Here is a 23334-nt window from a genome sequence, read left to right as displayed (position 1 = left end):
GAGGTTTATCCGACCAATGCGACATCTGACCCCGGGCGTTTGCGCAAGTGCAGTCGAAGGCCGATCGTTCCCGCGCTGACTTGATCGTTCCCACGCTCTGCGTGGGAATGCCTCACGGGACGCTCCGCGTCCGCTTTGTGACGCAGAGCGTCACGGCTGCATGCCCACGCAGAGCGTGGGAACGATCGGTGGTCCTCTCCAGCTCAGGGTTTCAGCGAGGCACTGATCCAGTTCGCCAGGTCCTTGACCTCGGGACCGCTGATGGTATGCCCGACGCCCGGATAGGAATGAAACTGCGGCTCGATGGACAGGCCCTTGAGGAACGCCAGGGCGTCGGTCGCGCCGGCGTAGGGAACCTGAGGATCGGCGGTGCCGTGGCCGATAAACACGCTCAGGGGCCGGTAGCTCGACGCTGACCCGACCTGGGTCCTGACCACCGGCAACACCCGCCCGCTCAACGCGGCGATACCGCGCAGCACTTCGGGATGCCGCAGTGCGACCTCGTAGGTCATCATCGCGCCCTGGCTGAAGCCCACCAGGAATACCTTGTCCGGCTGGGTGTGATACTTCTCGGTGACCCGCCGGATAAAGTCGGTCACGGCCTCGGCACTGAGTTTCAGGTCTTCGCTGTTGCCGTCGTACTGCGCCACGTCGGTACGCTTGTGAAACCACTGGTAGCTGCCCAGGTCCAGCTCCAGGCGGCCGCGCACCGACAGCACGGTGTAGTTGGCCGGCAGGTCGTCCTTGATGCCGAACAGGTCCTCTTCGTTGCTGCCGTAGCCATGGAGGAAAATCACCAGCGGCTGGTCGTGGGTATCGGGGCTGGCCTGTTCGAGGTAGGTCAGCGGCATATCCTCGAGCAGCGCGGGTTGCGCCTGTGCCAGGGAGCAGGTCAGCAGCAATGCAAGGGCCAGGGGTATGAACATGTTCCGTCCTTTCGGCTAATCGGTCTGCGGGAGCGCCGGAGCTTAACACTGCTGCCGGAGGTTCTTCACAGCAGGAAGCGGTCGGTGACATTGCGCCGTTCGTTGTCGTCACGCATGTCGTAGCCCGCCGTGGTGGCGATATTGGCGTGATGCGCCAGTTTCTGGGCAATCGACACGTCATGCTCCTCGATCACCCGGGTGATGAAGGAACGCCGGAAGTCATGGGGCATGATCTCGACGCCCACCTGCCGCCCGCGCTGTTTGGCAATGAAATAGATCGCATGTTTGCTCAGGCGTTCACGGGTGATGTGATGGCCGCGGCGGATGCGGTTGAACAGGAAGCCATCGTCGGCGACCCCGTCAGGCAATTGCTCGCGGCGAAACTTCAGCCAGGTGTCGAGCTTGTCGAAAGCCCAGGCCGGGGCGAACTTGATCAGTTCCCGGTTGCCCTTGCCCATGACCCGCAGGCTGCGCTCGGCCATATCGACCTGGTGCAGTTCGATATTCACCGATTCGGATTTGCGCATGCCGGTGCCATAGAGGATCGCGATGATCGCCGCGTCGCGCAGGCCCTGGGGTCGTGGATCGGCGGCGCAGACCTCCATCAGGTCGCGGATCAGTGTGCGTCGCAGATTACGCCCCGGGCTCAGGCGCGAACCACCAGCCGCCTTGACCGCACGGATTTTCATCAGTTGCTCGGGGGTGATCAGGTCCTGCTGCCAGGCCTGGTTCATCACCCCGCGGATGGCGTTGACGTACAGCGACGAGGTATTGGGAGCAAAGCCGTCCTCGCGCAAGGCCGCCACCAGCGCGGTGATATGCGCCGGTTGCAGTTGATGCCAGGGAATCTCGTCGATCGGCGTATCGTCCAGGCCCAGGCGATCCGCCGCATCCTGCAGCACATAACGCATGGTCTGCCGACTGGAAGGCGCCAGCCGTGCCAGGTACAACGTGACCGGAGGGCCGACCTCGGCCAGCGGGCTGGCGGGCGCAATCGGTGGTGGAGAAGACAAGACCTTCGCTCAGGCGGAACAGGAAGTCATCACTATAACGCACTGTATGGTTATACAGGAAACCTGCATCGATATTGGCGACGTCTTCGTGGGCAAGCCCACTCCCACAGGGTGGGGGCATTCGGCGATGTGGACTGGCTTGGGGGCTGTGTGGAGTGGGCTGGCGTCTTCGTTGGCTTCTCACATCAGACTCGGTATTTCAGACACCACAGTCCCTGTGGGAGCGGACTTGCCCGCGAAGGTATTTGCCCAGACACATCCTGCCGCATTGACGCCAATGTGGGCCGGCGTCTTCGTTGGCCTCTCACATAGGACTCGCTATTTCAGACACCACAGCCCCCGTGGGAGCGGGCTTGCCCGCGAAGGCATTTGTCCAGACACATCCTGCCGCATTGACGCCGATGTGGGCCGGCGCCTTCGTTGGCTTCTCACATCAGACTCGGTATTTCAGACACCACAGTCCCTGTGGGAGCGGGCTTGCCCGCGAAAGCATTTGCCCAGACACATCCTGCCGCATTGACTGACCGCCAGGCCAGCGGACTCTACGGTAAGTTGGTTTTCCCGCCACTCAGGAATGTCATGGATGACAACTCATTACCAGTCTCATCGCCTGCGTACCGGTCGCTATTCGGAACCCGGAAGGATTTACCTGCTCACTGCCATCACACGGGGACGTGAGCGCTTTTTCGCTGATTTTCTTCTTGCTCGCCTGCTGATTCGCTGCCTCAGGCAGGCCGAGGAGGAGCACCTGACGAACTCCCTGGCCTGGGTGGTCATGCCCGATCACTTGCATTGGCTAGTGGAGTTGCACGACGCCACCCTCGATGAATTGATGCGCAAAACCAAATCTCGTTCGGCCCGTGTCATCAATCATTGGAAAGGACGCATGGGGCCTCTCTGGCAAAGTGGCTTTCATGACAGGGCAATACGGCGGGAAGAGGATCTATTGGCCGTCGCCCGGTACATCGTTGCCAATCCGCTACGGGCGGGCTTGGTCAAGAGGGTGGGTGATTATCCACTTTGGGATTCCGTCTGGCTTTAGTTCTGTGTGGAATGGGCCGACGCCTTCGTGGGCAAGCCCACTCCCACAAGGTCGGGGAGTTCGCTGACATGGGCTGGCTTTAGTTCTGTGTGGAGTGGACTGACGCCTTCGCGGGCAAGCCCGCTCCTACAGGGTGGGAGCGGGCTTGCCCGCGAAGAGGGCCTTCCAAACGCGACAAAAGGTGATTCAGGATTCGGGAACACCCTTCTCCCACTCCGGCCAGTTGCCGAGGATCGCCTGCACCAGCGGGTTGCCCGCGCGGTAGAGGTTTTCCAGGGCCGGGGCAAAACCGCCCTGCTCGGCGTACTTGAGCAGGTTGTCGACGTCGCTGTAACCCGGGTAGCCCCGGTCGAAGTTCGACCCCGCCCGCACCACCGCCAGGCGGTTGATATCCACCCGTCCGGCCCGGGACGCCCGCAGCAGGGCTTCGTAGGTGGAGTTGTCTTCCTGCTGGGTGGTGAAGTAGCTGCCCTGGTTGTCGGTCAGCAACCGGGTCCAGGTTTCCGCCCGCTCGCCCAGGCGTGTCCCGGAGAACCAGGTGCTGCTCGACGCGGTATCGCCACGGGTCACCACCGGTGGCTGGTTGGCCGGCGCCCATGGGTACTTCGCCCGCCAGGCCGCCGACTCCTCGCTCTCGCTCAGGACCACATGCCGGGACAGGGCGAACGCCCTGGCCTGCAACGCCGGATTGAGTTCGAAGACTTCGGTCTGGTAGTCCAGCGGCGGTTTCTCGTCCGGCCCCTGGGTGTTGATGCCGATATAGCCGGTCGGCCAATGCTCCGGCGCATCCCGCGAGTCTAGCCCCCACTGGGTGCCGAACTCCACCAGGTAGCGCGCCCAGGCTGCTGTGCCGAGGGTGCCGCGGTGCGGATTGATCCCGGCGATGCCGGCGACCAGGAAATAGGTCTGGCGCAGGTCGAACTGTGTCGACAGCGCCAGGGCCAGCACCGACGCCGCGGCATTCGTCTGGCCCATGCCGGTCACCAGCAGGCAGGTATCCCGGTCGTTGCAGAGGATGTTCGGGTATTGCGCGCTGAGCCCCGGTACCGGGATTTCACGATCCAGCGCCAGGCGCTCGATCCAGGTCTGGGCCTCGGGCGCGAACATGGTGATCAGCATGACCTTGGGCTTGATCGGCGCCTCGGCAGTGGACGACATCATCGATCGCATTGAGCCTCCGTTGAAAGGATTACGAGTTTCATGCGCAACATGATACCTGCCACACCGTCAGCGCCGATAACCGATGTCGAAGGTTTTGATCGTTCCCACGCTCAGCGTGGGAATGCAGCCCGTGACGCTCCGCGTCACCTGTAGAGCGGACGCGGAGCGTCCAGTGAGGCGTTCCCACGCGGGAGCATGGGAACGATCATTCAGGGGTTATTTGATCGTTCCCACGCTCGGCGTGGGAATGCAGCCCGTGACGCTCCGCGTCACCTGTGGAGCGGACGCGGAGCGTCCAGTGGGGCGTTCCCACGCGGGAGCATGGGAACGATCATTCGAGGGTTATTTGATCGTTCCCACGCTCGGCGTGGGAATGCAGCCCGTGACGCTCCGCCTCACCTGTGGAGCGGACGCGGAGCGTCCAGTGAGGCGTTCCCACGCGGGAGCATGGGAACGATCACTCAGGGGTTATTTGATCGTTCCCACGCTCAGCGTGGGAATGCAGCCCGTGACGCTCCGCGTCACTTGTAGAGCGGACGCGGAGCGTCCAGTGGGGCGTTCCCACGCGGGAGCATGGGAACGATCATTCGGGGGTTATTGAGGGGCTAGTTGCCGCACGATCTTGTCCTTCACCAGCAGGCGCTTCTCCTTGAGTTTCTTCAGTTCATCATCCGCCGCCAGGGCCGATTCGGCTGCCAGTACCCGTTTGTCGATGTCTTCATAGTCGTTGAGCAGCTGATTGAGCTTGTTGTCCTGCGCCCTGCGCTCCTTGACCTGCTCCCGGGTCAATTTCAGGTCTGCGAACAAATCGTGCTTAACCGGCATATCGTCACCTCTGCGGCTGATGGCTGTTCGGGGCGTTACCTTTAAGCAATAGCACGCCCCGGAGCCGATTGCCTCACCGCGCGGCCTTGCGGCGACGAATCCACAGCCACGCCACACCGCCCAGCGCCACCAGGGCGGCCACCAGCAACGCCGCCTTGTAGGGGCGCAGGGCCGAACGCACGCTGTTCAATGGCTGGGTCAGGTAGCGCTTGTTGGCCTTGTCGAACTTCGGTTCCTGGCACTGCTGGCCGAAATTCGCCGCCCAGCTGACATACGGTCCCTGCTCGACATAACGCTGGTAGTAGCGGATTTCCTCGTCGCTACCGGCGACCCAGCCGGCGGCCTTGCAGAGCACCGCGGCAAAGGCCTGGCTGCTGCGGGGCAACTGGTCGGCGGCCTGGTTCGCCAGGTCGGCGGCGATCCAGCGATAGTGATAACGCTGGTTGGGCCTGGCCTCACTGCCCTGCTGGCGCTGCACCTCGGCCGCTTCCAGGAACGGTCCCGGCTTCACCTCCACGGTGCCCAGGCTGTAGCCACCGCCCAGCCAGCGATAGTCCGGCGACATCTCGTAACCGAGGATTTCCATCCCCGACTTGCGCGCCAGGGTTGCCGCGGCGAACAGCGACTCGGCCCTCCCGGTGGCGGTCCAGCGCGATGCGGCGTCCTGGCGGTCCTTGCCATAGGCCTGGGCAGCGGCCTGCAGTTCCGGACTGTCGAAATAGGCCGGCGCCTCGGCGTAGCGACCTTCACGCAACAGCCGCCGTCCCAGCAGTTCACGCAACTGCGCCGCCACCGGACGACGGACATAATTGTCCTTGTCTTCGGCCTTGGCCGGCGGCGGTGCCGGGACATGGGCATCGACATAGCCCTTGAGCTCATCGAGGGTCAAGACCCGCTCGGCCACGGTGGCCGCATCGGGCCAGTAGATGTCCTGGCTACGGTAGAGCTGGTCGAAGGCCTGCAGGTAGTCACCGCGATCCAGGGCCAGGATCGCGCTTTCACCCTCGACCCGGCAGCCGGGCTGGACGCTTTCGAAGGACCAGTCGGCGTTGCGCCGTGGCCCCCAGACCTCGTCCTTGGGAAAGGCCGCCGCGGCCTTGGCATAGGCGGCCGCTGCCTGGACCTTGTCACCCTCGCGCAAGGCCAGCTTGGCCCTTACCCACCAGGCCAGGCCGCCATCACCGGCATGCTCCAGGTAGGCCTTGGCGGCGACGAAGTCGCCCTTCTGGTAACTCAGGGCCGCCAGGCGATCGGCGTTGTCGAAACTGTCGCCGACACTCGCCAGCAGCAACTGGGTCAGGCGTTGCTCCTGCGCCGGCTGTTCGTCGAAGAACCAGCCGACGCGACTCAACAAATAGGCGGTGAACAGCTTCTGCACCGTCGGATGCTTCAATTGCGCCTGCAATTGCTCGTCCGGCAGCGCGACCAGTTCCGCGGCCACCTGCTTGAGCGAGGTATAGCCCGAACCGGAACCCAGGCGGCTCTGGCTGGCGTACAGCTGCACGGCGCTGTCCCAGTCACCGTTGAGCTTGGCCAGCCGGGCTTCCTCGCCGAGGCTGGCGACACCCAGTTCCAGGGGATCGCTGAAATCCCCGGCACTCAATTGCCGCGCCTGCTGGAAGGCCAGCCGCGCCTGGGCCTGCAACACGGAAGCGCTCGCCTCGGGGTCGGCACTGGCCTCGGTGCCGAGGGCCACCAGGGCGCGGCCCAGGGAATAGGCCGCCCAGGTGCTGCGCAGTTTGCGCTGTTCGGCCGGCAGCGCGAGGACCTTGCGGAAATACTCCGCCGCCAGGGCCTGGTTGCCGGCGTCGAAGGCCACCGCGCCGGCGATGTACAGGCGCAACTCGTCAGGCAGGTCCGCCCCCTGGGCCTCCACCTGCTGCGGATCCGGCAAGGTGCGCAGTTGCGCCACCTTGGCCCGCAGGTTCTCCGGCAGCTCGCCGGCCTCGACCTTGTCGCGCTGCTCGCGATAGGGCCGGGTGTTGTCGTCACTGTCCCAGTAGGGACTCAGCGTGGCATCGGTGACGGTCTTGAGGCCGGCAATGGCCTGGCCGAGGCGGTTCACTTCAAAGGCGAAGTTGGTTTCCGGCAGTTCCGCCAGGGATTGCGCGCGGTCGTCGAGCAGACGCAACGGGAAGTCCGGACCGCAGGCCAGCGCCGATCCGAGCGGCAGGCTGAGGGACAGGCACAGCAGGTGCCGGGGCCAGTTACGGGTAGACATTCCAAGCTCCTTGATCGATTCGGGTACAGCGCGCCCAACCGAGCACGCGTTGGCCGCCAGCGGCAATGCGCGCGCTGGACCGGCGGGTAAAAACCAGATGTCGTGGCGTTTGCTGCAAGGTATAGCCGTTGAGCCCGTCGGCGCCATCACATTGCTCGGCCGTCAGTTCGACGCGCTCGGGTAGCGCCCGGTCGAGATTACCGACGTTGTCCAGGCGTATGTCGTAGAGGCCGTCACGGGCCGACAGTTCAACCCGCCACTGACTTTCCAGGGCCTCACCGCGCGCCACCGCCCGCAAGGTGCCGAGGCTCCAGGCGCGACGATCGCCGGGCAACGGCAGGCGAAACCAGATCAACCCGGCCAGGTGCACGGGTGGCTTTTCCCGCAATTGCCCGGCCAGGGTCGCCAGTTGCCGTGGATCGGCCAATAGCTCGCGGCGCTCGCCGCCACGGTTCAGCGGCGCTTCGCTTTCCACCACGGGCGCGCCTCCGGTATCCGGCAACAGGGCCACGCCATAGGCCGGCAGCGCCAGGTAGAAGGGCTTGTCGCTGATCCGCCCCCAACGCTCGGCCCAGTCCCTGGCCTGCCCGGCATTGAACAGGCCCAGGCGTGGGTTACTGACGGCGTGGACCTGCAACACACTGCTGTCGACCGCCTGCAACAAGGCCGGCAGTTGCGGACTGTCGAGCCAGGCCGGCAAGGCGGTGATGCTCAGTTTCAACGAAGGCGGCAGTTGGCCGCGCAGCTTCAGCAGGAAATCGGTATAGCCCGGCAGGCGCGCACTGCCGCTGTCGTGGTCGATTTCCAGACCCGCCGGCAGCACGCCGGCGGCCTGCCAGTCAGCCAGCAGTTGCGCGATCTGCGTGTGCGCCATGTCCGCATCGAGGCTCGGTAACTGGCCGTCAAGGCGCACCACTGCGATCACCGGACGGCCATCGGCCTTGAGCTGCGCGAGGTTGACCCGCGCCCTGCTCCACCCGGCCTGGGGCTGGGCCTGCAGCGCCAGCACCCGCAGGGTCGAGAAGTCCGCCCGGCTCTGGGCCAGGGCTTGCTCGTGGGCAGGCCGCCACTGGCGTTGCCAGACATACAGTTGCTGGTCGAGGGGCGCTGGCGGCTCGGGTTGGCAGCCGACCAGCAGTCCCGGCACCAGGCAGACAATCAGCCAGCGAAAATACGACGTGACAGGCATACAGTCCTTTGTCGGGCGCATTCGGGCGCCGTTTCGAGGCGCGATATTACCTCAACGCCGCCCGCCCCGGCCGCTCATTTCTCCTGCCAGCCACCGCCCAGGCTCTGGATCAGCGCGACGCTGCCCTGGGTCAACTGGCCCTGGGTATCGCGCCAGGTCTGTTCGGTCTGCAACAGGATCAACTGCTGGGTCAGCACGCCTTGCAGGCTGACGGTGCCGGCCTTCTGTTGCGCTTGCTGGCTGCCGAACAGTTGCTGGTTGCGCTGGTAGATCTGCTGGTAGGCGTCGGCCTGGGTCTGCAGGTGGTTGAGCGTCGAGAGGTTGTCCTCGACATTCTGCAGGGCACCCAGCACCGTGCCGCGATAGTTGGCGACTTCCTGGTCGTAGCCGGCCTCGGCCTCGCTCACGGCGGCCTGGCGCGCACCGCCGTCGAACAGGGTTTCGGCCAGGGCCGGGCCGACGCTCCAGATCCGGTTCGGCACGGAAAACAGACCGCCCAGGGCGCTGCCGCGGAAACCGACCTGGGCCGTCAGGTCGAGATTGGGATAGAACGCCGCCTCGGCGACACCGATCTTCGCGTTGGCCGCGGCCGCCGCGCGCTCGGCGGCCACCACATCCGGGCGCCGCTGCAACAGCCCGGAGGGCAGGCTCAGGGGCGTTGCCGGCAGTGCAAAGGCAAAGCGGTCGAGCGGCGCCAGGCTGAACTGCGCCGGCGCCACGCCCACCAGCACCGCCAGGGCGTGTTCGAACTGTTCGCGGGAACGCTGTGCGGTCTGCAAGGCGGCCACCACGCTGGTCAGCTGGTCCTGGGCCACCAGCAACTGGTCGTTGGAGGCGGTGCCCTGGGTGTATTCGGTCTGGATCATCGCCAGCAACTGCTGGTTGATCCGTTGCTGCTGTTCCAGCAAGCCGATATCGATATCCAGTTGACGGATGCCGAAGTAGTTGCTGGCGACACTGCCGCCGATGGACAGGCGCACCCCGGCCAGTTGCGCATCGGACGCCTGGGCCGAAGCCTGGCTCGATTCGATGCCGCGTCGTACCTGGCCCCACAGGTCCGGCTCCCAGCTGGCACCGAGGGTGGCGCTGACACTCTGCTCGACGGCACCACTGGAAACGCTCGACGTACCGCCGCCGCTGCCTGAACTGCCGCCCACCCCACGGGAACCGGACAACCCGGCACTGAGGGTCGGCCACAATCCCGCGCGGCTGGAAGCGACCTGGGCCTGGGCCAGGCGATAGGCCGCCTCGGCGGCGACAATCGACTGGTTGGCCTTGGCCGCGCGAGTCATCAGGTCATTGAGCATCGGATCGTGATAGTCCAGCCACCACTGGCTGTCCAGCGCGCCCTGGGGATTGGCCGCCGCCCGTTGCCATTGCGTGCCTTCCTTGAAAGCCTGCGGCAGTTCGATCGGCGGTTGCCGGTAATCCGGCCCGACCATGCAACCGCCCAGGCCCAGGGTGAGCAACAGGACCAGCCAGGGCGCGCGTTGACCCGTCATCATGATTCAAGACTCCTTGCCGCGCCGGCGCAGCCGCTCGGAAGCGTTGTCCAGCCACAGGTAGATGACCGGCGTGGTGTACAGCGTCAGCAACTGGCTGAGCAGCAACCCGCCGATAATGGAAATCCCCAGGGGCCGGCGCAGTTCCGAGCCGTAGCCGCTGCCCAGCACCAGCGGCAAGGCGCCGAGGATGGCCGCCAGGGTGGTCATCATGATCGGCCGGAAACGGATCAGGCATGCCCGGTGAATCGCCTCGCGGGCACTGAGGCCGTGCCGGACCCGCTCGGTAATGGCGAAGTCGATCATCATGATCGCGTTCTTCTTGACGATCCCGATCAGCAGGATCACCCCCACCAGGGCGATGATCGACAGCTCGGTGCCGGTCAGCAGCAAGGCTATCAGCGCACCGACGCCGGCCGAAGGCAGGGTCGAGAGAATGGTCAGCGGATGCATCAGGTTCTCGTAGAGGATGCCCAGCACGATGTACACCGACAGCAACGCGGCGACGATCAGCAACGGCTCGCTGGCCACCGACGACTGGAACACCTGGGCCGTGCCGGCGAACTGGCCGACCACGCTGGCGGGCATGCGCAGTTGCGCCACGGCGTTCTCCACCAGGGCGGTGGCCTCGCCGATGGAGACGCCAGGGGCCAGGTTGAACGAGGCCGTCACCGCTGGGAAAGTGCCCTGGTGGGCAATGGAAATCGCTGTGCGCTGGATAGCGGTATCCGCCAGCGCCGACAGCGGCACCAAGGTCGGGCTGACGCTGGCCAGCGGTGTCGCCGTGACGTTCTTGCCGCTGCTCGCCGGCCCGGTCGGTACATAGATCGACTTGAGTGCCTGTGGATCGGTCCAGTACGGCGGCGCCACTTCCATCACCACATGATACTGGTTGGCTGCCTTGTAGATGGTCGAGACCTGGCGCTGGCCGAAGGCGTCGTAAAGGGTCTGGTCGATATTGCCGATATTGACCCCCAGCCGCGCCGCGGTATCGCGGTTGATATGGATATTCGCCAGCAGGCTGTTGTCCTGCTGGTCGGTGTTGATATCGGTCAGTTGCGGCAAGGTGTGCAGCACCGCGACGACCTTGGGCACCCACTCGTCGAGGCTGTCCTGGTCATCGGCGGTCAGGGTGTACTGGTACTGCGCCCCGCTCTGCCGTCCGCCGACGGTGATGTCCTGGGCCGATTGCAGGTACAGGCGGGTGCCCGGCAGGTCGCCGAGGGCCTTGCGAATCTGCGCGATGACCTGGTCGGCGCGGTCCTGGCGCTCGCCGACCGGCTTGAGCGCGATAAACAGCTGGCCGCTGTTGATCGCCCCGCCACCGCCGCCGCCACCACCGATAAAACCGCCGACGGTCTGCACATTCGGGTTGTGCGAGGCAGTCTGGTTGATCTTGCTGAAGGCCGCCTGCATCGCATCGTAGGAAATGCTCTGGGGAGCAATGATGCTGCCCTGCAGGCGTCCGGTGTCTTCCTGGGGAAAGAAGCCCTTGGGCACCAGCACGTAGAGCACGCCCGCGAGGACGATCACCAGCACCGTCAGCGCGCCCATCAGGGCCGAATGCCCGACCACCCAGCCCAGGGTCCGGCTGTAGAAGCGATGGAAACCCGAATCCGGGTAGTCATGTCCGGCGTCCGAGGCCTGTTTCGGTCGCAGCAGCACGCTGGACAGCATCGGCGTCACGGTCAGGGAGATCAGCATGGAAATCAGGATCGCCACCGACAGCGTGATGGAAAACTCGCGGAACAGGCGACCGACAATCCCGCCCATCATCAGCAACGGGATGAACACCGCGATCAGCGAGACGCTGATGCTCAGTACCGTGAAACTGACCTCCCGGGCGCCGGTCAGCGCCGCCTGCAGGCGGCTTTCACCGCGTTCCAGGTGACGCATGATGTTTTCCACGATGACGATCGCGTCGTCGACCACGAAACCGGTGGAAATGGTCAGCGCCATCAGCGACAGGTTGTTCAGGCTGTAGCCGAGGAAATACATGGCGCCGAAGGTGCCGAGCAACGACAGCGGCACGACAATGGCCGGCACCAGGGTGCTGCGCCAGTCGCGAAAGAAACCGAAGGTCACCAAAGTCACCAGGAAGATCGAGGCCAGCAGGCTGATTTCCACATCGTGCAATGAAGCGCGGATGGTGGTGGTTCGATCCAGCAGGATGTTCAGCCGGATCGACGCCGGGATCGAGTCCTGCAGGAACGGCAGCGCGGCCTTGACCGCATCCACCGTCTCGATGACGTTGGCCCCCGGCTGCTTGAACACCACCAGCAATACCGCCGGCCGGCCATTGGACAGGCCGAAGTTGCGCAGGTCCTCGACGTCCTCATGGACATAACCGAGGTCGGCGATATGCACCACGTCGCCGTTGTTCTGCCTGACCACCAGCGGCGCGTAGTCCTCGGGCTTGAACAGCATGTCGTTGGCGCCGATGCCATAGGACTGGTTGCCGATGGCCAGCGCGCCCTTGGGCAGGTTCGAGTTTGACGCCGTGATCGCCCCGCGCACCTGCTCCAGGCTGACGCCGTAATGGTTGAGGCGGTCCGGGTTGAGTTCGATGCGCACCGCCGGCAGCGCCCCGCCACCGACGGTGACGTCGCCGACGCCGCTGGTCTGCAGCAGTTTCTGCTCCAGCAGGGTCGAGGCCACGTCATACATCTGGCCCGGCGTCGCACTGTCGGAGGTCAGGCTGATGATCATGATCGGCGAGTCGGCCGGATTGACCTTGCGATAGGTCGGATTCCCCGACAGATCGCTGGGCAGGCTGCTGCGCGCGGCATTGATGGCGGCCTGGACGTCGCGGGCAGCTCCGTCGATATCGCGGCTCAGGTCGAATTGCAGGTTGATGCGGGTCGAGCCGAGGTTGCTCGACGAGGTCATCTGGGTCACCCCGGCGATCTGCCCGAACTGCCGTTCCAGCGGAGTCGCCACCGAAGTGGCCACGGTGTTCGGATCGGCCCCGGGCAGCGAGGCACGGACGCTGATGGTCGGGAAGTCGACTTCCGGCAACGGCGCCACCGGCAGCGACAGGAAGGCCAGCCCGCCGAACAACGCCAGGCCGACCGCCAGCAAGGTGGTGGCAATCGGTCGCTGGATAAAGGGCGCGCTGATATTCATGGCGGTCAGCCCTCGACTACAGGCTGGCGCTTGCCGAAACGCCGTTCCAGCTGGTTCATCGCCAGGAAAATCACTGGCGTCGAAAACAGCGTCAGCAACTGGCTGAGCAGCAGCCCGCCGATGATCGCGATGCCCAGCGGATGGCGCAGTTCCGAACCGATGCCGCTACCCAGGGCCAGCGGCACCGCGCCGAACAGCGATGCCATGGAGGTCATCAGGATCGGCCGGAAGCGCAGTTCCGCCGCCTGGCGAATCGCCACCACCGGGTCCAGTCCGTCCTTGCGCTGCAACTCCAGGGCGAAGTCGACCATCATGATGCCGTTCTTCATGACGATACCGATCAGCAGGACGATGCCGATCAGGCCGATGATGTCGAACTGGGTGCCCGTCACCAGCAGGGCCAGCAAGGCACCCAGGGCCGCCGAAAGCAGGGTCGAGAGGATGGTCACCGGGTGCACGAAGCTTTCGTAGAGTATGCCCAGCATCAGGTAGACCACGACAATCGCCGCCAGCACCAGGAACACCTGGTTCGACAGCGAGGACTGGAAGGTCGCCGCCGCGCCTTCGAGATTGGCCTGGACCGTCACGGGCAGGCCGACATCCTGTTCGATCCGCGCCAGGCGCGTCACCGCCGCGCCCAGGGTCTGTCCGGGAGCCAGGTTGAACGAAATGTCGGCATAGGGGAACTGGCCCAGCCGGTTGATGGTGATCGGCGTGCGGATCACCTGCTGGGTGGCCATGCTCGCTAGGGGCGCGACCGCACCGCTGCTGGTGGTGACATACAGCCCGGTCAGCAGGTCGGCGAGATTGCGCGGCGGCCGGTCGCTGGCCATCACCACATGGTACTGGTTGAGCTGGGTGTAGATGGTCGAGACCTGGCGTTGGCCGAAGGCGTCATACAGCACATCGTCGATGGCCTGCGGTGTCACCCCCAGCCGCGAGGCCGTGGCGCGGTCGATGGTGATCTGGATCTGGTTGCCGAACTGCAGCGCCTGGCTTTGCACATCGCTGAACAGCGGGTCCTTGCCGATGGCCGCCAGCAGCCTGGCGGTCCACTCCTCCAGCACCTGCGGGTCGGTGGCCTGCAGGCCGAGGCGGTAGCTGGTGGTCGATACCGTCGCATCGAGGGTCAGGTCCTGCACGCTGTGCAGGTACAGGCGTACCCCGGAATCGTCGGCATTGGCGTCGGACAATCGGCGGATCACCGCCGCCGCGCTGTCGCGCTGGTCGCGGTCCTTGAGATTGATCAGCAGGTTGCCCTGGTTGATGGTCGGGTTGGTCTGGTCGATACCGACAAAGGACGACAGGCTCGCCACCGCCGGGTCCTTGAGGATGCGCGCGGCCAGCTTCTGCTGCTGCGCCTGCATCTGCTGGAACGACACGGTCGGCGAACCCTGGGAAATCCCCTGGATCAGCCCCGTGTCCTGCTCGGGAAAAAAGCCCTTGGGCATGATCACGATGATCAGCAGGGTCAGCAACGCGGTAAACACGATGGACAGCAGGGTCAGGGTGCGGTGCAGCAATACCCAGTCCAGGCCGCGGACGTAATAGCCGTTGATCCGGTCGAAAAAGTCCGGGCGGCGTTCTCCCGGGTGGTTGCGCAGCATGCGCGAACACATCATCGGCGTCAGGGTCAGGGAAATCACCGCGGAGATCACGATGGTCACCGCCACCGTCATGGCGAATTCGCGAAACAGCCGGCCGACCACATCGCCCATGAACAGCAGCGGGATCATCACCGCGATCAGCGCCACCGACAGCGAGACGATGGTGAAGCCGATCTGCGCCGAGCCCTTGAGCGCCGCCTGCAACGGCGTGTCGCCCGCCTCCAGGTAACGGGTGATGTTCTCGATCATGACGATGGCGTCGTCGACCACGAAGCCGATGGCGATGGTCAGCGCCATCAGCGTCAGGTTGTTCAGGGAAAAGCCCAGCGCGTAGGCCACCGCCAGGGTGCCGACCAGGGTCAGGGGCACGGTGACGGCGGGAATCACCGTGGCCGGGACATTGCGCAGGAACAGGAAGATCACCAGCACCACCAGGACCACCGCGACCGCCAGCTCGTACTGGACATCGGTGACCGAGGCGCGAATGGTCTGGGTACGGTCGGTCAGCACGCTGACTTTCAACGTGCCTGGCAGGCTGGCACGCAGCTTGGGCAGCAGTTGCTGGACCCGGTCGACCACCTGGATCACGTTGGCCCCCGGCTGGCGCTGGATGTTCAGCACGATCGACGGTGTGGCGTCGGTCCAGGCCGCCTGCCGGGGATTTTCCGCGCCCTGGACCGAACGGGCGATCTGTGCCAGGCGGATCGGCGCGCCGTTCTTGTAGCCGATCACCAGGTCGCGGTACTCGTCGGCTGACTGCAACTGGTCGTTGGCACCGATGGAGTACGCCTGGAACTTGCCGTCGATATTGCCCTTGGCCTGGTTGACGTTGGCCGTGCCGAGTGAACTGCGCAGGTCCTCCAGCGACAGGCCGAGGCTATTGAGCGCCGAGGTATTGGCCTCGATCCGCACCGCCGGGCGCTGGCCGCCGCTGATGGTGACCAGGCCGACGCCGGAGATCTGCGAAATCTTCTGGGCCAGGCGGGTATCGGCCAGGTCCTCGATCCTGGTCAGCGGCAGCACGTCGGAGGTCAGCGACAGTGTCAGGACCGGGGCATCGGCCGGATTGACCTTGCTGTACACCGGTGGATACGGCAGGTTGGCCGGCAGGAAGGTGCCGGCGGCGTTGATCGAGGCCTGCACTTCCTGCTCGGCGATATCCAGCGACAGCGCCAGGTCGAATTGCAGGGTAATCACCGAAGCGCCGTCGGAGCTGGTGGAGCTCATCGACTTGAGGCCGGGCATTTCGCCGAACTGGCGCTCCAGCGGTGCGGTGATCGAGGAACTGATCACGTCCGGGCTGGCGCCCGGGTACTGGGTGAATACCTGGATGGTCGGGTAGTCGACTTCGGGCAGCGCCGAGACCGACAGGAAGTGGTAGCCGAGCAGTCCGATGAGGAAAACGGCGACCATCAGCAGCGTGGTCGCGATGGGGCGTTCGATAAAGGGACGTGAGATGTTCATGGGTAAACCCTCACTGGCCGACCACCTTCACCGTGGAGCCGTTGTCCAGTTTGTCCGCGCCTTCGGTAATCACCTGCTCGCCGGCTTTCACGCCGTTTTCCAGGACCGCCGTGAGGTCGCCACTGATCGGCCCGCTCTTGATCGTGCGCAGGCTGGCCTTGTTGCCCTGCACCACAAAGACGAAATCGCCCTTGCTACCGTGCTGGATCGCCAGGGTCGGCACCACCGCCACCTGTCGCAGGGTGTCGGCCTTGAGCCGGGCATTGACGAACTGGTTGGGAAACAGCGCGTGCCCCGCATCGTCGAACTGCGCCTTGACCCTGACGGTACCGGTGCTGGTATCGACCTGGTTGTCCAGGGCCAGCAAGGTGCCGCTGGCAAGCAGGTCGTGCTTGTTGCGGTCGTAGGCCAGTACCTGGACCGTGCCCTTGGCCATGGCCTGGTCGATGGCGCCAAGATCGTCCTCGGGCACCGCGAAGACCACCGTCGCCGGGTTCATCTGGGTGATCACGGCAATACCCGTGGTGCTGCCGGCGGTGACGAAGTTGCCGGGGTCCACCAGGCGCAGGCCGACGATGCCGTCGACCGGCGAGGTGATGGTGCAGTAGCCCAGTTGCACTTGCAGGTTCTGCACCGCGCCGTCATCCGCGGCCACCGTGCCCTGCTGCTCCCGGACCGTGGCGACCTGGGTATCGAGGGTCTGCTGGCTGACCGAGCCGACCTTGATCAGCTCGCGAAAACGCGCCAGGTCACGCTGGGCGTTGACCAGTACCGCCTGATCGTGGTCCAGGACACCCCTGGCCTGCGCCAACTGGGCCTTGAGCGCGCGATCGTCGATGCGGGCCACGACCTGGCCCCTGGTCACCCGCTGGCCCTCCTTGAAGTCCGCCGAGGCGAGGATGCCGGATACCTGGCTGACCACCGTCACACTGCGCGTCGGCGTCACCGTGCCCAGGGCGTCGATATACACCGGGACGTCCATCAGCTTGACGGCGACGGCCGTCACCGGATCGCCCAGCGACGGAGGTTTGCCCCTGGGCGTGTGCAAACCGTGATAAAGCGCCCAACCGCCAGCCAGGAGCGCGAGCGCCACGACGACCAGCAAAATCCAGGTTCCCTTGCTGCTCTTCACTCTTGTCTCCCCGGGGGCCTCGCTGGCGCGTGCGCAGCGGACACCGCCCCGATGCACTGAAGGTTAGTCTGCTATCGAGGTTGCACCCATGAACCTGAACGGCAGCTTTCTGCCGGCGATGGGGATCGTGAAACTCTTGTCAGTCAAGGAAGTGACGAACGGCCAGGCCGAATATCCGTCTCCCCTTGCGCTTGGGCAGGCGCGATCTACTGTCTAAGGGTACGGTTACAAGACAACCCAAATTCCCCCCACGTATTCTGGTCTGCAGTTCCGTCCAGTGACAAAGACATCATGGAGTCCGCGTCATGGAAGAAACCCTCATTCTGGTCGATGAGGATGATTGCGAAACCGGCAGTGCGCACAAGCTGTTCATCCATCAACAAGGCTTGCGACATCGGGCCTTCTCGATTTTCATCTTCGACGGCTACGACCGCTTGCTGCTGCAGCAACGGGCCCTCGGCAAATACCATTCGCAAGGCCTGTGGACCAACACCTGCTGCGGCCATCCGCGCGTCGGCGAACAGACCCATGCCGCCGCGCAGCGACGCCTGTTCGAGGAAATGGGCCTGGCCTGCCCACTGAAGAAAGTGGCGTCCCTGCTCTATCGGGAACAGGTCTCGAACGATCTGATCGAACATGAATTCGACCATCTGTTCGTCGGCATCAGCGATGCCCTGCCCGTAGCCAATCCCGATGAAGCCCTGTCCTGGGAGTGGATGACCCTCTCCGAGATTCCGCATTGCATTGCCGCCGCCCCGGAGCGGTACACGGTCTGGTTCCGCAGGATCTTCGACACCTACACCCTCGCGAGTCTGCGCACCTGGCAAAAGCTGGCGGTCACGCTCCCCTCGACCAGTCATCTGGCACTCTAGAGATCCCGTTCATGAAACGTTACGCGCACGACGCGTGGGCGACCTTGTTGCCGATCGCGCCCACCCCGGGTATTGCCGGGGCGCCCCAGGGACGGAGGAACACGACATGTTCGAGCTACTGAACACCATCGACAGCCCGGACGATTTGCGGGCACTGCATCCCAGGGCGCTGTCGACAGTCGCCGATGAGCTGCGAGCCTTTATCCTGCACAGCGTTTCACGAACCGGCGGGCATCTGTCGGCCAACCTGGGCACCGTGGAACTGGCCATTGCCCTGCACTATGTGTTCGATACCCCCCATGACCGGATCGTCTGGGATGTCGGGCACCAGTCCTACCCGCACAAGATCCTCACCGGGCGCCGCGAGGCCATGGCTGGCATTCGCCAACTGGGCGGGATATCCGGTTTTCCCCGACGCCAGGAGTCCGAGTACGACACCTTCGGCACCGCTCACTCCAGCACTTCGATTTCCGCGGCCCTGGGCATGGTCCTGGGGGCGCGCAACAAAGGCGAGCACCGGCATGGCATCGCGGTCATCGGCGACGGCGCCCTGAGCGGCGGCATGGCCTACGAGGCCATGAACAACGCCGGCCTGCATCAGGACCTGCCGTTCCTGGTGATCCTCAACGACAACGATATGTCGATCTCCCCCGCCGTCGGCGCGTTGCGCCACTACCTGGGAAGACTCACCGCCCATCGCTGCACGCCTTCGGCCAGGGCCGCCATCAAGCGCATCCTGCGCGAGGAAACGGCGGCAGGCGAAGGCTCCGTCCCCGCATTCGCAGCACAGCTCACCGGGCAGAAATTGTCGGCGACGCTGTTCGAAGCCCTGGGCTTCCATTACACCGGTCCCGTCGACGGGCATGATCTGGGCGAGCTGATTCCGGCGTTGCAGGCCCTGAAAAGCCGGCGCGGCCCGCAGTTGCTGCATATCGTCACCGAGAAGGGCCATGGCTACAGCCCGGCGGCCCTCGATCCGGTGCTGTATCACGGGCCCGGGAAATTCAATCCGGAACAGGGTATCCAGCCCGTGGCAGCCGGCCGGCAGAGCTACACCCAGGTCTTTGGCAACTGGCTGTGCGATGAGGCCGCGCTCGACCCGCGCGTCGTCGCGATTACCCCGGCCATGCGTGAAGGTTCGGGCCTGGTGGAGTTCGAACGGCGTTTCCCCGACCGCTACTTCGATGTCGGGATCGCCGAGCAGCACGCCCTGACCTTTGCCGCGGGCCTTGCCACCGAGGGCCTGAAGCCGGTGGTCGCCATCTACTCGACCTTCCTCCAGCGCGCCTATGACCAGTTGATCCACGATATCGCCATCCAGAACCTGCCGGTGCTGCTCGCCATCGACCGTGCCGGCATTGTCGGGGCGGACGGTGCCACCCACACAGGGGCGTTCGATATCGCCTACCTGCGCTGCGTGCCCAACCTGGTCATCATGGCGCCGGCGGACGAAAACGAATGCCGGCAGATGCTGCACACCGCCCTGCTGCAGAACGGCCCGGTGGCAGTGCGTTATCCTCGCGGCGCCGGCAACGGCACCCCGCCGCAGGTCGAGTTGCACACGCTGCCCCTGGGTCGCGGTGAAATCCGTCGCCAGTCTGCGCAAACCCAGGGCCTGCGAATCGCCATCCTCGCCTTCGGCTCCATGCTGCTGCCCAGTCTCGAGGCCGCCGAGGTCCTGGATGCGACGGTGGCGAACATGCGTTACGTCAAACCCCTGGATGTCGACCTGATAGAAGCCCTGGCCTGCAACCACGATGTGCTGGTGACGGTTGAAGAAGGCTGCGTGAAGGGCGGCGCCGGTGCCGCGTGCCTGGAACATCTGGCCGTTTCCATGTTTTCCAACCAGGTCCTGCAACTGGGGTTCGACGATCAGTTCATCGAGCATGGCGCACCGGAGCAACTGCTGAGTGCCTGCGGCCTGGACGCCGGAGGAATTGTCGCGGCTATCCGGGTTTTCTCCGGGCAGGTGGCCCTGGTGCGCGGCGAGTCCCGTCGACAGCTGATGACAGGAGGTCGCCGGTGAAAGTCATCCTGGCCCAACCCCGGGGCTTTTGCGCCGGCGTGGTACGGGCGATCGAGATCGTCGAGCTGGCGCTGGAACAGTACGGCGCCCCGGTCTACGTGCGACATGAGATCGTCCACAACCGTCATGTGGTCGACAACCTCAAGGCCAGGGGAGCGATCTTCGTCGACGAGCTGGATGAAATACCGGTCGACGCCATCACCGTGTTCAGCGCCCATGGCGTGGCCAGGGTCGTCGAAGATACCGCGCGCCAGCGTCAGTTGCGGGTCCTCGACGCCACCTGCCCGCTGGTCAGCAAGGTGCATCACCAGGGCCGCCAGTATGCCGTCAGAGGCTATCAGGTGATCCTGGTCGGTGAAGCCGGGCATCCCGAGGTGGTCGGCATTCTCGGGCAGATTCCCGCGCCGGTGGTGGTCGTGCGTGATGTGGCGCAGGTGCGGGACCTGGACTTTCCCGCACAGACGCCGATGGCCTATATCACCCAGACCACCCTCAGCGTCGATGACACCCGCGCCGTGGTCCAGGCCCTGCAACGGCGCTATCCGGGCATCGTCGGCCCGGATACCCGCGATATCTGCTACGCCGTGCAGAACCGCCAGAGCGCCTTGCGCAGCCTCAGCCAGTGTGTCGACCTGGTGCTGGTGGTGGGTGCGGCGAACAGCGCCAATACCGTGACCTTGCACACGCTTGCCGATGAAACCGGCGTGCCGGCCTACCGGGTGGCCGATGGCAGCGAACTGGACCGGCAGTGGTTTCGCGATATCGAGACCGTCGGAATCACCGCAGGGGCCTCGACGCCCGAGGCGCTGGTCGAGGATGTGATCGCCGCCCTTGGCAAGCTGGCACCGCTGACGATCGCTACCCTGCCCGGTCGCGAGGAACGGGTGCAATTCACTCTGCCGGACGGGCTGATCGCCCGCAGCCGCTAAACCATCGGGGCATAGGAGCCGACATGATCCCTGCATTCGATCGACCACCGATTCACCTGCCCTTTGCCTCGCGGATCAACCCGCATCTGGAGCGTGCCAGCCGAACCTCCGATGCCTGGCTGGAGTCGATGGGCCTGATCGACCCCGCGACACGCCAGGTACTGGACAGCGGGCGCTTCGGCGAACTGAACGCCAGGGTTTTCCCTGATGTGGATGCCACCGGGCTGGAACACATGATCAGTCTGATGAGCTGGCTTTTCCTGCTGGACGATGCCCTCGACCAGGGGGAACTGAACCATCATGTGATCGCGACCGAGGCCCTGCTGGAACGCCTGTTTTCGCAGCTGGCGCAAGACCCGCTGGCGCCCGCCGCCAAACCGGGCCTGGAGCTGGCCGGGTGCGCCCTGATCGGCTCGATCCGGCGCGGCCTGAGTACCGCCGGACAGCGACGTTTCCTCGGCGAGATCCGGGCCTACTTCGATGCGGTCCTGAAAGAAGTCGAGATCCGCGCCGCTGGCGAGGTGCCAGACCTGCTGGCCTTCGCCCTGGTCCGGCGCTATACCGGCGCCAGCCAGTTGATGTTCAGCGCCGGCGAATATGCCAACCATGCCGAATTGCCTGAGGCCTTCTGTCGTACCCGGCCTTTCCAGGCCTTGCAACAGAGCACCAGCGATGTGCTGGTCCTGGTCAATGATATTTTTTCCTATGCCAAGGAAAGCCGTTTCGATGAAATCAACAATTATGTGGTGGTCTGCCGGCATCACCTGGGCCTGTCGGTCCGCGAGGCCATGGCGTTCGTCAATGGCCTGGTGACTTCCCGTGTCCGGACGTTCGAGCAGGCGCGGGAAAGGCTGCCGGCGTTTCTCGATCAGCAGCGCTATACCGATCTCGAACGCCAGGCGATCGAGCGTTATGCCGACGCCCTGGAAAGCTGGATGAGCGGCAATCTCGACTGGTCACTGGAGGTTCCCCGCTACAACGCCCCGTGCTTCACCGAGGAGGCTCGTCGATGAATCCCCTGATCACCCGCCGCCAGACCCGCCAGGTCGCCATCGGACCGGTCAGCCTGGGCAGCGCCAGCCCGATCGTGGTCCAGGCCATGACCAATACCGATACCGCCGATGCCCGGGCCACCGCCGCCCAGGTCGAACAGTTGGCCCTGGCCGGCGCCGAACTGGTGCGCATCACAGTGAACGGCCATGAAGCGGCGTCCCAGGTGGCGAAGATCCGCGATTTGCTCGATGCCCGGCAGATCGGGGTGCCCCTGGTGGGTGACTTTCACTTCAACGGCCACCGCCTGCTGGCGACCTATCCCGAATGCGCGCAAGCCCTGGACAAGTACCGGATCAACCCCGGCAATGTCGGCAAGGGCGCCCGCCGCGACGAGCAGTTCTGCGAGATGATCGAAATCGCCTGCCGCTACGACAAACCGGTGCGCATCGGGGTCAACTGGGGCAGTCTCGATCCGGACCTGCTGGCGCGCATGATGGACAGCAATGCGGCACTGGCCCAACCGCTGGCCGCCGACGCGGTGATGCGCGAAGCGCTGGTGGTGTCGGCGCTGGAGAATGCGCAACGGGCCATTGCCGTCGGCCTGCCGGCGGAGCGGATCGTGCTGTCGGCCAAGGTCAGCCATGTCCAGGACCTGATTGCCGTGTACCGCGACCTCGCCGCCCGTTGCGACTTCCCCCTGCACCTGGGCCTGACCGAAGCCGGCATGGGCTCGAAGGGGATCGTCGCCTCCTCCACCGCCCTGGCGGTGCTGCTCCAGGAAGGCATCGGCGACACGCTGCGGATTTCCCTCACCCCCGAACCCGGCGGGGACCGCACCCGCGAGGTGCAGGTCGCCCAGCAGATCCTGCAGACCATGGGCTTGCGGGCGTTCACCCCGACCGTAGTCGCCTGTCCCGGCTGTGGGCGTACCACCAGTGATTTCTTCCAGCGGCTGGCTCAACAGATCGAACATCATCTGGTAACGCAGATGCCCCTCTGGAAATCCCGATTCCACGGGGTCGAGCAGATGCATGTCGCCGTCATGGGCTGCGTAGTGAACGGTCCGGGCGAAAGCCGCCTGGCGGATATCGGCGTCTCGCTGCCTGGTGCCGGAGAACACCCTTCGGCTCCCGTCTACATTGACGGCGAACGCGTGTTGACACTCAAGGGGCCAGGTATCGCCCAGGACTTCATCCAACTGCTTGAGGCCTATGTCGCTGCTCGCTATGGCCGGCAGGAGTCTGCACGGCGACAGCTGGACGAACTCCTGGCGCATCTGGGCAGAGTACGTGTGCTGTGAATCACC

At 64.8% G+C, this 23334-nt stretch carries 17 protein-coding genes; 7 read left to right on the top strand and 10 right to left on the bottom strand.

Annotated features, from left to right (window positions below; translation table 11 throughout):
- Nucleotides 1–203: 203 nt before the first annotated feature.
- Nucleotides 204–926 (bottom strand): alpha/beta hydrolase, encoded by a 723-nt coding sequence (locus HX881_RS01960; protein ID WP_177082416.1) that lies wholly within the window; start codon nucleotides 924–926, stop codon nucleotides 204–206.
- A gap of 65 nt (nucleotides 927–991) precedes the next feature.
- Nucleotides 992–1939, bottom strand: coding sequence for a site-specific integrase (locus HX881_RS01955; protein ID WP_177082414.1), 948 nt, complete (start codon nucleotides 1937–1939; stop codon nucleotides 992–994).
- 583 nt (nucleotides 1940–2522) lie between these two features.
- Between HX881_RS01955 and HX881_RS01950 the strand changes: the two genes are divergently transcribed.
- On the top strand, nucleotides 2523–2981 hold the full coding sequence (locus HX881_RS01950; RefSeq protein WP_177082412.1) for an REP-associated tyrosine transposase: 459 nt from the start codon (nucleotides 2523–2525) through the stop codon (nucleotides 2979–2981).
- Between the two features lie 186 nt (nucleotides 2982–3167).
- On the opposite strand, the gene HX881_RS01945 is transcribed toward HX881_RS01950, so the two are convergent.
- The 8 genes from HX881_RS01945 to HX881_RS01910 all read right to left on the bottom strand — a co-directional run bounded on the left by HX881_RS01945 (nucleotide 3168) and on the right by HX881_RS01910 (nucleotide 17208).
- Nucleotides 3168–4151, bottom strand: a complete 984-nt coding sequence (locus HX881_RS01945) for a purine-nucleoside phosphorylase (RefSeq protein ID WP_177082410.1) — start codon at nucleotides 4149–4151, stop codon at nucleotides 3168–3170.
- Between the two features lie 585 nt (nucleotides 4152–4736).
- The gene (locus HX881_RS01940) at nucleotides 4737–4967 is read right to left on the bottom strand and encodes a DUF465 domain-containing protein (RefSeq protein WP_017127230.1); all 231 of its coding nucleotides are present in this window, start codon (nucleotides 4965–4967) and stop codon (nucleotides 4737–4739) included.
- 73 nt (nucleotides 4968–5040) lie between these two features.
- Nucleotides 5041–7188 (bottom strand): hypothetical protein, encoded by a 2148-nt coding sequence (locus HX881_RS01935; protein ID WP_177082408.1) that lies wholly within the window; start codon nucleotides 7186–7188, stop codon nucleotides 5041–5043.
- Nucleotides 7175–8377: a DUF3142 domain-containing protein gene (locus HX881_RS01930; protein WP_177082406.1), complete on the bottom strand. Its 1203-nt coding sequence runs from the start codon at nucleotides 8375–8377 to the stop codon at nucleotides 7175–7177. The genes HX881_RS01935 and HX881_RS01930 overlap by 14 nt, the downstream gene beginning before the upstream one ends.
- Before the next feature lie 74 nt (nucleotides 8378–8451).
- Complete coding sequence (locus tag HX881_RS01925) at nucleotides 8452–9882, bottom strand: efflux transporter outer membrane subunit (protein WP_246356425.1); 1431 nt, start codon at nucleotides 9880–9882, stop codon at nucleotides 8452–8454.
- Nucleotides 9883–9885: 3 nt separating this feature from the next.
- Nucleotides 9886–13005 carry an efflux RND transporter permease subunit gene (locus tag HX881_RS01920; RefSeq protein ID WP_177082404.1) on the bottom strand — a complete coding sequence of 1040 codons (3120 nt, stop codon included), beginning with the start codon at nucleotides 13003–13005 and terminating at the stop codon, nucleotides 9886–9888.
- Nucleotides 13006–13010: 5 nt separating this feature from the next.
- The gene (locus tag HX881_RS01915) at nucleotides 13011–16076 is read right to left on the bottom strand and encodes an efflux RND transporter permease subunit (protein ID WP_177082402.1); all 3066 of its coding nucleotides are present in this window, start codon (nucleotides 16074–16076) and stop codon (nucleotides 13011–13013) included.
- A 10-nt stretch (nucleotides 16077–16086) separates the two neighbouring features.
- Nucleotides 16087–17208 carry an efflux RND transporter periplasmic adaptor subunit gene (locus HX881_RS01910; RefSeq protein ID WP_017127236.1) on the bottom strand — a complete coding sequence of 374 codons (1122 nt, stop codon included), beginning with the start codon at nucleotides 17206–17208 and terminating at the stop codon, nucleotides 16087–16089.
- A gap of 88 nt (nucleotides 17209–17296) precedes the next feature.
- Here HX881_RS01910 and HX881_RS32965 point away from each other — a divergent pair, with 88 nt between their 5' ends.
- The 6 genes from HX881_RS32965 (at nucleotide 17297) to ispG (ending at nucleotide 23328) form a co-directional block, all read left to right on the top strand.
- Entirely contained in the window at nucleotides 17297–17425 is a 129-nt protein-coding gene (locus HX881_RS32965) for a hypothetical protein (protein WP_281367638.1), read from the top strand.
- Between the two features lie 88 nt (nucleotides 17426–17513).
- Nucleotides 17514–18080: an isopentenyl-diphosphate Delta-isomerase gene (idi, locus tag HX881_RS01905; protein ID WP_017127237.1), complete on the top strand. Its 567-nt coding sequence runs from the start codon at nucleotides 17514–17516 to the stop codon at nucleotides 18078–18080.
- 106 nt (nucleotides 18081–18186) lie between these two features.
- The gene (gene dxs / locus HX881_RS01900) at nucleotides 18187–20106 is read left to right on the top strand and encodes a 1-deoxy-D-xylulose-5-phosphate synthase (RefSeq protein WP_177082400.1); all 1920 of its coding nucleotides are present in this window, start codon (nucleotides 18187–18189) and stop codon (nucleotides 20104–20106) included.
- Nucleotides 20103–21035, top strand: a complete 933-nt coding sequence (ispH, locus tag HX881_RS01895) for a 4-hydroxy-3-methylbut-2-enyl diphosphate reductase (protein WP_177082398.1) — start codon at nucleotides 20103–20105, stop codon at nucleotides 21033–21035. The genes dxs and ispH overlap by 4 nt, the downstream gene beginning before the upstream one ends.
- A 23-nt stretch (nucleotides 21036–21058) precedes the next feature.
- Nucleotides 21059–22048 carry a terpene synthase family protein gene (locus tag HX881_RS01890; protein WP_177082396.1) on the top strand — a complete coding sequence of 330 codons (990 nt, stop codon included), beginning with the start codon at nucleotides 21059–21061 and terminating at the stop codon, nucleotides 22046–22048.
- Nucleotides 22045–23328 (top strand): flavodoxin-dependent (E)-4-hydroxy-3-methylbut-2-enyl-diphosphate synthase, encoded by a 1284-nt coding sequence (ispG, locus tag HX881_RS01885; RefSeq protein ID WP_177082393.1) that lies wholly within the window; start codon nucleotides 22045–22047, stop codon nucleotides 23326–23328. Before HX881_RS01890 ends, ispG begins: the two co-directional genes overlap by 4 nt.
- The last annotated feature ends 6 nt before the right edge of the window (nucleotides 23329–23334 follow it).

The organism is Pseudomonas gingeri, from assembly GCF_013386115.1.
GTDB lineage: Bacteria > Pseudomonadota > Gammaproteobacteria > Pseudomonadales > Pseudomonadaceae > Aquipseudomonas > Aquipseudomonas gingeri.
This window is presented reverse-complemented; position numbering and strand designations above follow the sequence as displayed.

Coding starts and splice junctions, on each gene's coding strand:
- HX881_RS01960 (WP_177082416.1), bottom strand. CDS start 926: ATGTTCATACCCCTGGCCCTTGCATTGCTGCTGACCTGCTCCCTGGCA.
- HX881_RS01950 (WP_177082412.1), top strand. CDS start 2,523: ATGACAACTCATTACCAGTCTCATCGCCTGCGTACCGGTCGCTATTCG.
- HX881_RS01945 (WP_177082410.1), bottom strand. CDS start 4,151: ATGCGATCGATGATGTCGTCCACTGCCGAGGCGCCGATCAAGCCCAAG.
- HX881_RS01940 (WP_017127230.1), bottom strand. CDS start 4,967: ATGCCGGTTAAGCACGATTTGTTCGCAGACCTGAAATTGACCCGGGAG.
- HX881_RS01935 (WP_177082408.1), bottom strand. CDS start 7,188: ATGTCTACCCGTAACTGGCCCCGGCACCTGCTGTGCCTGTCCCTCAGC.
- HX881_RS01930 (WP_177082406.1), bottom strand. CDS start 8,377: ATGCCTGTCACGTCGTATTTTCGCTGGCTGATTGTCTGCCTGGTGCCG.
- HX881_RS01925 (WP_246356425.1), bottom strand. CDS start 9,882: ATGATGACGGGTCAACGCGCGCCCTGGCTGGTCCTGTTGCTCACCCTG.
- HX881_RS01920 (WP_177082404.1), bottom strand. CDS start 13,005: ATGAATATCAGCGCGCCCTTTATCCAGCGACCGATTGCCACCACCTTG.
- HX881_RS01915 (WP_177082402.1), bottom strand. CDS start 16,076: ATGAACATCTCACGTCCCTTTATCGAACGCCCCATCGCGACCACGCTG.
- HX881_RS32965 (WP_281367638.1), top strand. CDS start 17,297: ATGAACCTGAACGGCAGCTTTCTGCCGGCGATGGGGATCGTGAAACTC.
- idi (WP_017127237.1), top strand. CDS start 17,514: ATGGAAGAAACCCTCATTCTGGTCGATGAGGATGATTGCGAAACCGGC.
- dxs (WP_177082400.1), top strand. CDS start 18,187: ATGTTCGAGCTACTGAACACCATCGACAGCCCGGACGATTTGCGGGCA.
- HX881_RS01890 (WP_177082396.1), top strand. CDS start 21,059: ATGATCCCTGCATTCGATCGACCACCGATTCACCTGCCCTTTGCCTCG.
- ispG (WP_177082393.1), top strand. CDS start 22,045: ATGAATCCCCTGATCACCCGCCGCCAGACCCGCCAGGTCGCCATCGGA.